The organism is Eggerthella sp. BIOML-A1, from assembly GCF_009875595.1.
GTDB classification, from domain to species: Bacteria; Actinomycetota; Coriobacteriia; order Coriobacteriales; family Eggerthellaceae; genus Eggerthella; species Eggerthella lenta.
The window spans coordinates 245,997-259,087 of the sequence record NZ_WWRZ01000004.1; the positions used below are offsets into that span (position 1 = coordinate 245,997).

Annotated in this window: 11 protein-coding genes and 1 riboswitch; of the genes, 9 read left to right on the forward strand and 2 right to left on the reverse strand. The window is 62.1% G+C overall.

Annotated features, from left to right (window positions below; all coding sequences use genetic code 11):
• Positions 1-3: 3 nt before the first annotated feature.
• Positions 4-96, reverse strand: a riboswitch (SAM riboswitch).
• 338 nt (positions 97-434) lie between these two features.
• The 9 genes from GT590_RS06355 (at position 435) to GT590_RS06395 (ending at position 11,143) form a co-directional block, all read left to right on the forward strand.
• Entirely contained in the window at positions 435-1,178 is a 744-nt protein-coding gene (locus GT590_RS06355) for a hypothetical protein (RefSeq protein ID WP_161170957.1), read from the forward strand.
• A complete protein-coding gene (locus GT590_RS06360) occupies positions 1,168-2,709 on the forward strand; it encodes a nucleotidyltransferase (protein WP_114532393.1) in 1,542 nt (513 codons plus the stop codon). Before GT590_RS06355 ends, GT590_RS06360 begins: the two co-directional genes overlap by 11 nt.
• A gap of 384 nt (positions 2,710-3,093) precedes the next feature.
• On the forward strand, positions 3,094-4,458 hold the full coding sequence (locus GT590_RS06365) for a glutathionylspermidine synthase family protein (RefSeq protein WP_161170958.1): 1,365 nt from the start codon (positions 3,094-3,096) through the stop codon (positions 4,456-4,458).
• 80 nt (positions 4,459-4,538) lie between these two features.
• On the forward strand, positions 4,539-5,276 hold the full coding sequence (locus GT590_RS06370) for a DUF1461 domain-containing protein (protein WP_161170959.1): 738 nt from the start codon (positions 4,539-4,541) through the stop codon (positions 5,274-5,276).
• A 172-nt stretch (positions 5,277-5,448) separates the two neighbouring features.
• Entirely contained in the window at positions 5,449-6,408 is a 960-nt protein-coding gene (locus GT590_RS06375; RefSeq protein WP_161170960.1) for a hypothetical protein, read from the forward strand.
• Between the two features lie 562 nt (positions 6,409-6,970).
• Complete coding sequence (gene gltX, locus GT590_RS06380; protein WP_161170961.1) at positions 6,971-8,467, forward strand: glutamate--tRNA ligase; 1,497 nt, start codon at positions 6,971-6,973, stop codon at positions 8,465-8,467.
• Positions 8,460-9,587 (forward strand): 4Fe-4S binding protein, encoded by a 1,128-nt coding sequence (locus GT590_RS06385; RefSeq protein WP_161170962.1) that lies wholly within the window; start codon positions 8,460-8,462, stop codon positions 9,585-9,587. Before gltX ends, GT590_RS06385 begins: the two co-directional genes overlap by 8 nt.
• A gap of 22 nt (positions 9,588-9,609) precedes the next feature.
• On the forward strand, positions 9,610-10,731 hold the full coding sequence (locus GT590_RS06390; RefSeq protein WP_161170963.1) for a hypothetical protein: 1,122 nt from the start codon (positions 9,610-9,612) through the stop codon (positions 10,729-10,731).
• A 10-nt stretch (positions 10,732-10,741) separates the two neighbouring features.
• A complete protein-coding gene (locus GT590_RS06395; protein ID WP_009304575.1) occupies positions 10,742-11,143 on the forward strand; it encodes a PaaI family thioesterase in 402 nt (133 codons plus the stop codon).
• A gap of 48 nt (positions 11,144-11,191) precedes the next feature.
• On the opposite strand, the gene GT590_RS06400 is transcribed toward GT590_RS06395, so the two are convergent.
• Positions 11,192-12,523 (reverse strand): MATE family efflux transporter, encoded by a 1,332-nt coding sequence (locus GT590_RS06400; protein WP_226843950.1) that lies wholly within the window; start codon positions 12,521-12,523, stop codon positions 11,192-11,194.
• A 5-nt stretch (positions 12,524-12,528) separates the two neighbouring features.
• The gene (locus GT590_RS06405) at positions 12,529-12,984 is read right to left on the reverse strand and encodes a MarR family winged helix-turn-helix transcriptional regulator (RefSeq protein ID WP_009304577.1); all 456 of its coding nucleotides are present in this window, start codon (positions 12,982-12,984) and stop codon (positions 12,529-12,531) included.
• Positions 12,985-13,091: the final 107 nt, after the last annotated feature.

Here is a 13,091-nt window from a genome sequence, read left to right on the forward strand (position 1 = left end):
CCTCCTTCATCGCTGTAGGCCGGACCACCTTGGCGTATCCGCCAGGTTGGTGTCGGGATCACAGAGCCAACTCTCTCCCCCGACTCTTGATAAAACAGAGAACCGCGCGAAAAGCCGGAATCCCCGTGAAACCTTGCCGATGGTACCCTGAAAGAACCGTCCGCGCAATAGAGAAAATCCCGCATGCGCGCAACCCCCACGACCGCGCCGTTCGCATGCGCCGCGCGCCCCGGCGAAGCGCGCTCCCTATTATCATTAAGGAGGTGAATTCCGTACATTAAATTGACCTTATGACCCAACTAATCCGACTCAGAAACCATCCTCATGAGATACAATCTTGAATGATTAGGCTTAGTGGCTCTTAAGAAGAACGGCATCGTAACGTGGTTTCAGAAGACCCGCATCGAGAATGACCCTAAACAAGTAGGAGCAAAATGATAGAGAACTTTTTTTGGGATCTGATAGGAGCTGCGACAATCGCCGTCCTCGGCTATTGTGCGCGCTTGCTAAAAGAAAACAGGAGAAGATTAGCTTTGTTGGGTACTTCGATAACAAAGCAAAAGAAGCGCATTCGTATTAGCGCTGCATATCTATTCAGAATTAAAATCGACGAGCGATATTTACTCATTCTCGGTGGAAATATTGACCAGTACCAGCCTGTTGGAGGCGTCTACAAGTTTTTTCCAAGTGCGAAAATCATAAGGGAGGAGCTAGGCATAGAGCGCGATACAAAGTTCGCAGAAGGACCTAAGGCAAAAGACGATATCAGAATCACGCTTCCAGGCAAGAACCTCCTTAAGTTCATGAATTGGTTCGATGCCCGCATCGGCCGCGAAGTAGACACCTGGCGAGAGTTCCATGAGGAGTTGGTAGCCTCCGGCTGCCTGTCCGTCCAGAATGCGATTGATACTTTTGAGCCTGAGTTCATAAAAAGAGCGCCCACAAAAGTTCAGTATAAAAGTCAGATGGGAATGGACGAACTGCTCGTTTTCGATATCTACGAGGTTATCTTGAATGAGGCGGCCGAAAGGGAAATAAGAGCAGCTATGAATGGTGATGACGAAAGGCGCTTCATACTCGTTGAAGAAACAGATATAACGAGAGAATGTGTGTCCGTAGATGGAGTTTCAAAAAACATTGCAGGTAGCGCAAAGTGGGTGATCAGCGATGGACGCTAGGTTCAACAACTACATGGAAGGACAGCTCAGGGGAAACCTGTCTGACATCGAAATGCCTGACAGCTACTACGCAAAAGCAGAGACGGCATACGCTGCGTTAACCAAATATTTGACCAGGCGGGATTCAGAAATCCGACAATATGACCCTGAGATTTCCCTGCAGGGATCTATCAAAACCGGAACAGCAATCAAGCCCATTACAGACGATGGGTCTTATGACGTGGACATCGTCTGTAATCTCCTTCATTTGACCAAATCGGACATCACTCAAAAGCAGTTCAAGTCTCTAGTGGGCATTGAGGTTAGGGGATACGCCTCGAAACACAACATGGAGCACGAGCCACGCGACGGAAAAAGATGCTGGACCCTGGAGTATGCTGACGAAGCCAATTTTCACATGGACGTGCTGCCGACGATCGACAATACCGAATGGCATCGGAGAGCAATGAAATTCAAGGGTTTGGAATTCAAGCCTGAAGCCAAGTTTCTCGCACACACAGACAAGCGCAGAGACGACTACGAACAGATCACCCAAGACTGGCTTACGACGAATCCCTCGGGTTACGCAGATTGGTTCCTGGACGCAGCGATGTTCAACGAGTATCGTACCCGGACTGCGGAGAAAAGGGCGTACGCTTCCGTCGAGGAGATGAAGGTCTACGAGGTAAAAGCCCCGTTACAGCAGTACGTCCAGATTCTGAAGCGTCATAGGGACATCTGGTTCAGCGAGCGGCCCAATCACTCCGCTCCGCGATCCATCGTAATCACTACTCTCGCAGGCAAAGCGTATGAGGGCATTGCTACCCATGCTGGGTGGTTCGAGGACATGTCTCAGGTACTCTTGACAATGACTAGCTTCATCCAAAAGGACAACGAAGGCTACAGGCTCTGCAACCCGGCGAATGAGCTCGAGAACTTCTTAGAGGAGTGGTCTGACGAAGATGCCTCCTTCTTTGATGAATGGATCAAGGCCGCCATATCAGACTTGCTCTCACCTGGGTGTGAGCTCAGAAATGATTTCCCCAAGGATGTCCGTACGCAAATGCGAAGGTCGCTTGGACTGCCCACTAATTCAGGCCTCGTAACTCGAACTGCTTCGGAGCTTTTGAGAAAGATTTCCTCCCTTTCTCATCACAAAACCTTGAGTCTACCCATAGTCGACATTGTGCCCGTCAGTATTCGAGCGGAAAAATGCTGGGGAGGCGGCATATTCAGGCAGTTCCAGTCTGGAGATCCTCTTCCTAAAGAGGCGGAGTTGAAGTTTTATGCAGTAGCAGACGATCTCAAGCACTATGAAGTAAAATGGCAGATCACAAACGACGGAGCAGAAGCCACCAAGGCTAAATGTCTGCGCGGAGGTTTTTACCAAGGGAAGATTGTTAATGGACGGAGGTTCAGGGGCGAAGAAACCTCATACCTAGGTGAACACTATGTCGAATGCTATCTGATCAAAGATGGGGTCTGCTACGGCCAGAGCGAACCGTTCATCGTGAACATCACCAACACAAAGGAATCATACGCAAGGCAGTAGACGTGTTTTTACTTATGCGAAGGTGACGCTGCGACTTGTAACCCAACATGTAAAATGAAACAATTACTTTAGCATTCAATGACAATTAACCCCGCGAAGCATCCAAGATCCTAGGCCCAAGAAATCGGGGGACTGAGTTTCAAGCAATGTAATTACAGCACTAAACGTGCACCTCTGCAATCTATGCACAAATATGTGCATATACATTTGCAATTAACCTCCTCGACCAAGTCCTGGAAGATTCCGCCTCCTCGCCCTTCATATGGCGATACGGCAACTTCCCCGATCGCATCGCTCGGCTCGTGGTAGACTTTTTGGTTGAAATCCAGCCTCCGCCCCGAGCACGCCCCGCCGCTTCGGGAGCGGCGTCCCGAAAGGATCGCCATGCCAACCAACGCCGACTACACGCGCGAGTACTTCCAGATCATGGACGCGCTCGGCGGCGACGTCGCCGGACGTCGCGCCGCCTACGACTACATGCAGAGCTCCACGGCCATCGTGCACCACCGCGTGGTGGCGTGCTCGTTCATCCCCCGCCTGTTCAATAGAAAAACCTACGACACGATGAAAGAGACGGCGGAAACCGCGCACCGCATCCTCGTCAAGGTCATCGAGCGGTACCTGGCCGACCCCGAGTACCGGCGCGCCTTCGACTTCGACCCGCGTCTGGAAGAGCTCATCCTGCTGCCGCGCGGCTACGACTCGGTGCTGCCGTTCGCGCGCGTGGACACGTTCCTGGACGAGGACGACTACCGGGTGAAGTTCTGCGAGTTCAACGCCGACGGCTCGTCGGGCATGAACGAGAACCGCGAGATCACCACGTCGGTGGCGCAGTCCGAAACGTTCAAGGAGTTCGCGAGCCGCCACCAGGTGGAGGGATGCGAGCTGTTCGAGTCGTGGGTGCAAGCGTTCTTGGACATCTACTCCACCTACGCCCGCCGCGTGGAGAACCCGCGGATCGCCATCTGCGACTACCTGGAGAACGGCGTGGTGGACGAGTTCCACATCTACGCCGATCTGTTCCGCCAGCGCGGCGTCGAGTGCGTGGTGGCCGACGTGCGCGAGCTTTCCTTCGACGGCGATGCGCTGCACGACAAGGACGGCCGGCGCATCGACGCCATCTGGCGGCGCTGCGTGACCAACGACGTCATCGACCACTGGGACGACTCCCAGGAGCTTCTCAACGCGGTGCGCGCCGAGAAGGTGGCGCTCATCGGCAGCTTCGCCGGGCACATCGTGCACGACAAGCAGATATTCAAGGTGCTGTTCGACGAGCGGACCCTGGAGTTCCTGGACGGCGACGAGATCTCGTTCATCGAGGAGACGGTGCCGATGACGGCGTTTCTGGACGACGACTACATCAACGTGCCGCAGATTCGCGCGAACAAGGACGAGTGGATCATCAAGCCCACCGACCACTACGGCGCCGACGACGTGTACGCTGGCTGCTACGTGTCGCAAGAGGAATGGGAGGGCCTCATCGACAAGTTCGCGAACGGCCGCGCGGGCTTCCCGTTCATCGTGCAGCGCTACATCCGCCCCTTCAAGACCGAGACGCTGCCGCCGGACACGGGCATCGACCAGCTGGCCGACGACGAGGTGTCCGACGCCCCGAAGCTGTACAACAACCTGAACGGGCTGTACCTGTACGACGGCGTGTTCCAGGGCGTGTTCAGCCGCCTGGGGCCGCTGCCCACGATCTCGAAGGACATGCAGGGCATGACCGCCGCCACGATCTGGGTGGACTAGGAACTTCGACGCCGGCGGGGCGGGGGCGCCCTGCCGGCGCAGCATGCCGCGGGAGCGTCGCGAGAAGAGAGAGACGAGAGATGACCGATCTGATGAACAAGCTCGCCGCCGTGGTGGCCGTCGCGTCGCTGGCGATCACGCTCGTAGCGGCCGGGTTCGCCGCATGCGCGGCGTTTCCGCAGACCACCGAGATGCTGGCCGGAGCGTTCTCCGGCAACGGCAACCCGGGCACGCCGTTCTCGCACGACGAGCTGGTGCAGGCGGCCGTCGCCACGCGCGACTACACCGTAGGGTCGAACGACCGCGAGGCCGTGTTCTCCATGCTGCACGCCATCAACGAGGGCGCGGGCACCCCCTACGCCGACGCCGCCCCCGACGAGCTGGCCGCCGCGCCTGAGGAGTACACGCTGCCCGCCGACGCCCTGTCGCACCTCGACGACGTGTACCACGTCGTGGCGGGCGCGCGCATCGGGCTCATCGTCGTCGCGCTCGTGGCCGTAGCCGCCTGCGCGCACATGGCCGTCCGCGTGGGGCGCCGTGCGCTCGGCGGCGTGCTCATGGCGGCGGGCATCGCGGTCATCGCGGTGTTCGCGCTTCTGGCCGCATGGGTGGTCGCGGACTTCAACGGCTTCTTCGCCGCCTTCCACTCGCTGTTCTTCGCGAACGGCACGTGGACGTTCTCCTACGACTCGCTGCTCATCACCATGTACCCGCCCGAGTTCTGGATAGGGATGGGGGCGGTGTGGCTCGCTGCGACGGGCTTGTTGTCCATCGCATCCGTCGTCGTCGGCGCCTTGCTGCGCCGCAAACGGGCGTAGGGCGCCCCTCCCACCTGCGAAGCCGCGCAGAACCGACGCGGATCTAGCGGAAATGCTACGCGGATCTAGCCAAAACCCAGCGCGTTTCCAGCGCCCAAATCGGTATATTTTTAGTATTTGAACTGGTAAGATGTCATTCGTTTCCCAGTAGGCCCCACCGGGAAGGAGCGACATGACCTTGTACCTTGCCGATGCGTCGGCCGTCGAATACTGGAGGAGAGCCGACCCGAGCGCGAAGAACCGTGCGAGGGCGGCCACGCCGTTCGGACAGGATCGCGAGACGCCTCCGTTCAGCGCCTCGGACCTCGCAGCCCTCGAGGAAGCGGGGGTCGGATGGCTCTCCGAGCCAATCCACCTCCTCGTGCCCGATGCGTCGTCGCGCCGTCGATGCAAGAGGACGAAGCTCCACGTGTGCTCGCATCGATTACCGGAGCGATCCTTCGTCAAGCTGTCGCGCCACGTGATGGTCGCCTCGCCCGAGCTCACCTGCCTGTCGATCGCGCCGTCGACGCCGTTCCCCTTGCTCGTCGAATTCCTGTACGAGCTCTGCGGACGATACCGCCTACCCGACGGCCGAGGAGGCGACGCCACCGAGTTGCCACCCGCAACGACCGTCGCCGGCATCGAGCGCTTCGCCGACAAGGCTCGAGGAGTGCGCGGAGCCGCCGACGTGAAGCGGGCCTTGCGCTACGCGTGCGACAACTCGCTGTCGCCGATGGAGACCGACATCGCGGAAACCATGGTATTCGATCCGCGCATGGGAGGCTTCGGCCTGGAGAAACCGCAGCTGAACCCGTGTTTCGAAGTGACGAGGAAAAACCGCCGTGCGCTGCCGCAATCGGCGTACCTTCCCGATCTGTTTTGGCCCCGCGCGAACATCTCCGTGGAATACGACAGCGACAAGCACCATCGAGGCGACCGAAAGGCCTCCGAGGACGCCATCCGGCGCAACGGCATCGAGCACCTGGGCACGCGGGTCGTGACCCTCACTTGGGGACAAGCTCGAAACTACTACGAATTCGAACGCGTCGCGCTGCTGGTGGCCAGCGCCCTGGGCAAGAAGTTCGGACCGGGCTGGGACGCATGGGCAAACCGTCGCATCGAGCTCCACCGCTTGCTGGTGCAGCGATAGGCGAATCGGGCGCTATGAAAGGCAACCGCCCCCGCCCCTCTCCCCAGCACCCCTTGCGCAGCGCACGGAAACCGAAACGGGGACAAGTCCTTGAGTTGTGCGCGCTCGCGTCATCGAAAAGGGCCGAAAAACACCATGTGCCCGACTTATGCGCACCTCTCAGGGCGCTGAAAAGGAAAAAGTATGACTTGGTTAATTTCTGACCTGCGGTTTTCTCTGGCGAAAGATCGCACCACCTCCCACAAGGGGCGTTTTCCCAAAGCAGAGGTGCACATAAGTCCGGCACATGGGAGAAAACGCGGTTTTTCGCGGCAGGGGCCAATCGGGCAGCTCCTCCGCCACCCGGAATGCGGGATTCCGGCCCGACACGACCGAGGCCCGACGCGCCCACATTGAAGCGCGCGCCAACGCACCGATAGCGTGCCGGTCGAGCATTTTGATGAGGATGCGGCGCGCGCGGTTTGCGGCTTGAGCCAGGTTGTCTATACTGGCATTCGCCCCCGAAACCCTGTTTCGAGGATTTGAAACGAGAAATCATCCAATCTGGAGGATCACCGCAACCATGACTGACGAGAACAAGAAAGTCCGCGTGCGCTTCGCACCTTCCCCCACCGGCCGCCTGCATGTGGGCGGCGCACGAACGGCCATCTACAACTGGGCGTTCGCGCGCGCCATGGGCGGCGACTTCATCCTGCGCATCGAAGACACCGACCCCGAGCGTTCCACCGAGGAGAACGTGCAGGTCATCCTCAACGCAATGAAGTGGCTGGGGCTCGATTGGGACGAAGGCCCCGAGGTGGGGGGAGCCGCCGGACCCTACTTCCAAACGCAACGCACGGACACCTACGCCGCGGCGCTCGAGCAGATGAAGCAGCGCGGCAGCGTGTATCCCTGCTTCTGCACGAAGGACGAGCTTGACGCCAAGCGCGCCGCAGCTGAAGCGAACGAGGGCGGCTACGCGGGCTACGACCGCACCTGCCGCGACCTCGATCCCGCCGAGGCGGCCAGGCGCATCGAGGCGGGCGAGCCGCACGTGTGGCGCCTGCGCGTGCCCGCCGAGCGCGGAGCCATCGAGTTCGACGATGCCGTGTACGGCCACGTCAGCTTCCCGGCCGAGGTGATGGACGACATGATCGTCGTGCGCACCGACGGCTCTCCCACCTACAACTTCGCCGTGGTGTGCGACGACGCGAACATGGGCGTCACGCACGTCATCCGCGGCGACGACCACCTGTCCAACACCCCCCGCCAGATCCTCATCTACGAAGCGCTCGGGTTCGACGTGCCCACCTTCGCCCACCTGTCCATGATCCTGGGTCCCGACGGCAAGAAGCTGTCGAAGCGCCACGGCGCGGCCAGCGTGGAGGAGTTCTGCGAGCGCGGCTACCTGCCCGACGCCATGGTGAACTTCCTGGCGCTTCTGGGCTGGTCGCTGGACGGCGAAACGACGCTCATCGACCGCAAAACCCTATGCGAGCGCTTCAGCCTCGACCGCGTCACGAAAAAGGACGCCGTGTTCGACGAGACGAAGCTCGATTGGATGAACGGCCAGTACATCAAGGAGATGGGAGCGAACGCCTGGGTGCAGGCATCGCTGCCGTGGCTGCAGGAAATCGGCGCCACGCCTGAGGACGTCGAAGCGCGCCCGGACTTCTACCTGGGACTCTACCCCCTCGTGGCCGAGCGCCTTACGCGCCTCGACGATGCCGCCGGCAAGCTGGCCTTCATGTTCTGGGGCCCCGAGGTGCGCGAGCTCGACGAGAAGAGCGTCAACAAGGTGCTGAAGAAGGAGGGCGCGCGCGCCGACGAGGCCTTGCGCGCCTGCCGCGGCGTGCTGGCCGATGAGAACGTGGCCTGGGAGGCCGAAGCGCTGCAGGAAGCGTGCCGCGCCGAGGGCGAGCGCTTGGAGCTCAAGCCGAAGCTGCTGTTCCAGCCGTTGCGCGTGGCGGTGTGCGGCAACATGGTGTCGCCGCCTTTGTTCGAGAGCATCGAGCTGCTGTCCCGCGAAGACGTGCTGGCCCGCATCGACTACGTGACAAAAGAGGTGTTCGGTGGCTGACGCCCCTGACAACATGCCCGAGCAGGCCGACGGCCCCTCCGCCGATACGGAGGGCCGTCCCAACCAGATCGTCGTGCTGCGCGACTACTGCACCCGCGTGCGCGGCGCCGACTGCAGCCGCTGCGCGCTGGCCTGCCCGCACGACGCGATCGGCTTCGCTGAGGACGGCCGCCCGACCATCAACGCGGACGCCTGCACGCGCTGCGGCATCTGCTTAGGCATCTGCGACGCGTTCTCGTCCTCGCGCGTCACGATGATCGACGTGCACGCGCGCATCCGCCGCATCGCGCTGCGCGGCGAGGACGTGGTGCTCACCTGCAAGGAAAACGTCTTTCCCAGTCTGGAGCCCGCCGCCAACGTGGTGGTGCTGCCGTGCCTGGCATGCCTGTCGCCCGAGTTCTGGACGCTCGTGCTGACGGAGAACATCCCCGTGCGCATCGCGGCCGACCTCGCCTACTGCGCCGACTGCGAGCGGGCGGGCGAGATGGGCGAGATGCTGTACGCCCACGCCGTGGAGACAGCCGAGGAGTGGAGCGGCGCGAAGGTAGGCTACCTCGACGAGATCCCCGAGAAGGAGAACCTGGTCCGCGACCTGGCGAACCCCGAGGGCGTCGACCGCCGCAGCGCGTTCACGAACCTCGTGAGCGACGTGGGAGACATCGCGTCGGGCAAGCGCCGCCTACGCAACTCCGACGTGCTGCAGCAGTTCTACGAGCGCAAGGAGCGCGCACGAGCCCGGGCGCGCCTCAACCTCGTGGACGGCGTGCAATTCAACGACTTCGTTCCGCAGGGCCGCACGAAGCACGTCATGTGGCCGAAGCGCCAGCTGCTGCTCGAGGCCATCGACCGCAACCCGGATATCGCGGCGCGCGTGCCCGTGGTGCTGTCCGAAACGGATCGCAGCCGCTGTACGAACTCGCTGGACTGCGTCGCCGCGTGCCCCACGGGCGCGCGCTTCCCCAGCCCCGAGAACGGCGAGCTGTCCTTCGACGCGCGCTACTGCATCGGATGCGGCCTGTGCGTGGACGCGTGCCCGCAGCAGGCGATCGAGCTCGTCGAAGCCACCGCGGCCGTATTCCTCCCCGACGAAGACGAGAACCCGGAACCCCCGACCGATTAGCCCTCGAGGCAAGGAGCATCGCATGACCGCACCCGAGCAACACGCCGACGAACGCGACGACCGGAACGAGCCCGGCGGCCTCGACGGCCGGCAGAACCCGCCCGCTGCCCCGACGGGCGGCGCTCCCGTGCCCCCTCCGCTGCCGGGGAATGCGTACGCTCCTCAGCAGCCGCAACCTCAACAGCCCTCCTACGGCATGCCCCATCCTCCGTATGGCCAGCCCGCGCAGCCGCCGTACGGAGGCCAAGCCCCGCAGCAACCTTACGGCCAACCGCCGTACGGTGCCGCACCCCAGCCTCCGTACGGCTACCCGGCGCAGCCGCCCTACCCCGCCGAGCCCGCGCAGCCGAAAAGGCGGGCGTGGCCATGGGTGCTCTCGGGCTGCCTGCTCGTGCTCCTGCTGGGCATCGGCGGCTGCGTGGGCTGCGTATCGTGCGCCGTCATGCTGGACGACCGCTACGGCAGCCCGTACGAATACGGAGGTTCCTACCCCTTCGATGATTACGGCTACAGCTTCCCCTTCGACGGTTTCGACGGCAGCTCCGGCGGCAACTCGAACGGCTCGGGGTACCACACCTACGAGGCCATCAAGGAAGCCGCCGGCGACCTGCCGAGCGAAATCGCGGACGGTAAGTGCTCCTCGGGCGTGTACCGCGTGGGCGCAGGCCAGGACATCGAAGCGGGCCGCTACTTCTTCGAGGGCAGCATGGACGAGGAAGGCTACTTCACCGTATTCGCGAGCAACGGTTCGTCGGGCGGCTACGACGTGAAATCGGTTTTCACGTATTTCGGCAACTATTTCGCAGACCTCGAGGAAAGCGACCTTGTCGTGTTCATGGGCGCGGGCGACAACCGCATGTACCCGGCCGACCAGGCCGACTTCAAACCCGAAGCGCCTTACAAGAGCGGGCTGTACCATGTGGGCACCGACATCCCGGCGGGCGTCTACGCCATCACCGTGCAGGACGAGGCGGCAGCCGTCGCCGACCAGGACAGCGCGGCCTACGTCATGAACAGCCTCGACTTCGACGGCGATACCATCATCGACACGAAGTACGTCCTGAAAGGCGGCACCCAGACGGTCACGGTGAAGGACGGCGAATGGCTGGAGCTGTTCGCCGCCGTCGCCACGCCGGCGGAATAGGAGGCGCGCGATGCTTTCCGACGATCCCACGCTCGAGGAGATCGAGGCAGTGTTCGCGAACGACCGCTTCGCCACCGAGGCGGCGGGCTGCCGCGTCGTGTCGGGCGAGCACGGGCGCGCCGTGTGCTCGATGGAACTGGCCGACGTGCACCGCAACGCGATGGGCAACGTCATGGGCGGAGCCATCTTCACGCTGGCCGACTTCGCGCTGGCGATATGCTGCAACATCGGCGAAGAGCCCACCGTGTCGGTGGACTCTTCCATCAGCTTCTTCCGCTCCACGCAGGGCGCGGCGCTCACCGCCACGGCCGTCTGCGACAAGCCGGGCCGCCATCTGGGATTCTACACCGTCACGGTCGAGGACGACCTCGGCAAGCAGATCGCGAAGATGACCGCCACCTGCTATCGCTAACCGCGGCTCCTCGCGCTTCCGCGAGATAGGGGGACGGACAGGCGAACCCTACGCGTAGCCGTAGGGTTTGCGCAGGTACACCAGGAAGAACGTCGTCAGCACGAGCGCGCACGCCTCCGCCACGATGATGGCGCTCCACACCCCGTCGATGCCCCACACGATGGGCAGCAGCATGACCGTGGACGTTTCGAACACGAGCGTGCGCATGAAGCTGATGAGCGCCGATACCTTGCCGTTGTTGAGCGCCGTGAAGAACGCCGAGCCGTATATGTTGAACCCGCACACGAGGAACGCCACCGCGTAGATGCGGAACCCGTGCAGCGTCATGGCGGCGAGCTCCGGATCGTAGCCCACGAACACGCTCACCAGCGGCGCCGCCAGCAGCTGCGAGGCGGCGAACATTACAGCGCCTGTGGTTCCCACCAGTATGAAGCTCTTGCGGAACAGCCCTTTGAGCTCGGTCCGGTTCTGCGCGCCGTAGTGATAGCTCACCACCGGCCCTGTTCCCATGGAGAAGCCGAAGAACACCGCCGTGAAGATGAAGTTCACGTACATGATCACGCCGTACGCCGCCACGCCGTCGGCGCCGGCCAGCATCATGAGCTGGTAGTTGTACAGCATGCTCACCACCGACGCGGCCACCTCGGTCATCAGCTCCGACGAACCGTTGACGCAGGCCGCCCCCAGCGCGCGGAAGTCCACCGCCGGGCGCATGAAGCGAAGGCGGCTCGTCTTGCTGCGCGCGAAGAACGCAACCGATACCGCGGCGGCAAGCGCCTGGCCCGCCGCGGTCGCAACTGCGGCGCCCGCTATCCCCCAGCCCAAAACGGCGATGAACAGATAGTCCAGCACGATGTTCGTCACACCCGCTGCGACCGTCACCGCGAAGCCCACCTGCGGCTTCTCCGCCGCGATGAAGAAGCTCAGAAACACGTTCTGCACGATGAACAGGGGCAATGCCACCAGCAGGATGCGCCCGTACAGAAGGCCCTGCTCCAAAAGGCCGCCTTGGGCGCCCAGAAGGAGCAGCACCGGTTCGAGCGCTGCGGCGCCTACCGCGATCAAGACGGCGCCCGCCACCGCCGCCGCGATCGTTATGAACGAGAACAGGCGGTTCGCCCGCTCGGCATCGCCTTCGCCCATCGTCTTCGCCACCAGGGCGGCGCCGCCCGTGCCCAGCATGAATCCGATGGAGCCCAGCGCCATGGCCAGCGGGAACACGAGGTTCACGGCCGCCAGCGCCTCCTTGCCGGCGAAATTCGACACGAACAGGCCGTCCACCACGCTGTAGATGGACGTGAATATCATCATGGCGATGGAGGGCAGTGCGAAGCGCACGAGGCGCCCGTAGGTGAAATGGTCGGAAAGCTTGATGGCCACGACGATCACCGTCCGTCCGGGTACGGCAGAGCTTCCACCTGCTCGCGCAGGAGCTCAAGATGCAGATGGGTCAGCCGCAGCAGCTCTTCGCTGTCCCGCGAGCCCATCGCAACGAACGCGGCCGTCTCGGCTTCCGCCACCGGCCGGACGCGCTCCTCCACCAACGCGCGACCAGCCTCGGTAAGGTGCAGGTGCGTGCCGCGCCCCTGCTCCACCCGAAGCTCCACGAAGCCCGTGCGCTCGAGCTTATGCACCGACGAGTTCACCGTCTGCTTAGTCAGGCCCGACGCCACGCACACGTCCCGCTGCAGACAGCCGTCGCCCAAATCGTCGAGCCAGTACAGGATACCGAAAGCGCTGTCGGACAGTCCCATCTTCACGGCTATGTCGTGGTACAGCTCGTTCTCGAGCCTGAACAGGTTGTTGTATTTCCGATTCGCACGGTCGTTGCGCGTATCCATGTCTCGCTTCGCTCCTTAACGAGTCTGATTTCGTACTCGAGAAAGTATAAGTACGAAATCAGACTCGTAAAGAGGGTTCACGAAACCATCATGCCGCTCCCCGTCAC

Coding starts and splice junctions, on each gene's coding strand:
- GT590_RS06355 (WP_161170957.1), top strand. CDS start 435: ATGATAGAGAACTTTTTTTGGGATCTGATAGGAGCTGCGACAATCGCC.
- GT590_RS06360 (WP_114532393.1), top strand. CDS start 1,168: ATGGACGCTAGGTTCAACAACTACATGGAAGGACAGCTCAGGGGAAAC.
- GT590_RS06365 (WP_161170958.1), top strand. CDS start 3,094: ATGCCAACCAACGCCGACTACACGCGCGAGTACTTCCAGATCATGGAC.
- GT590_RS06370 (WP_161170959.1), top strand. CDS start 4,539: ATGACCGATCTGATGAACAAGCTCGCCGCCGTGGTGGCCGTCGCGTCG.
- GT590_RS06375 (WP_161170960.1), top strand. CDS start 5,449: ATGACCTTGTACCTTGCCGATGCGTCGGCCGTCGAATACTGGAGGAGA.
- gltX (WP_161170961.1), top strand. CDS start 6,971: ATGACTGACGAGAACAAGAAAGTCCGCGTGCGCTTCGCACCTTCCCCC.
- GT590_RS06390 (WP_161170963.1), top strand. CDS start 9,610: ATGACCGCACCCGAGCAACACGCCGACGAACGCGACGACCGGAACGAG.
- GT590_RS06395 (WP_009304575.1), top strand. CDS start 10,742: ATGCTTTCCGACGATCCCACGCTCGAGGAGATCGAGGCAGTGTTCGCG.
- GT590_RS06405 (WP_009304577.1), bottom strand. CDS start 12,984: ATGGATACGCGCAACGACCGTGCGAATCGGAAATACAACAACCTGTTC.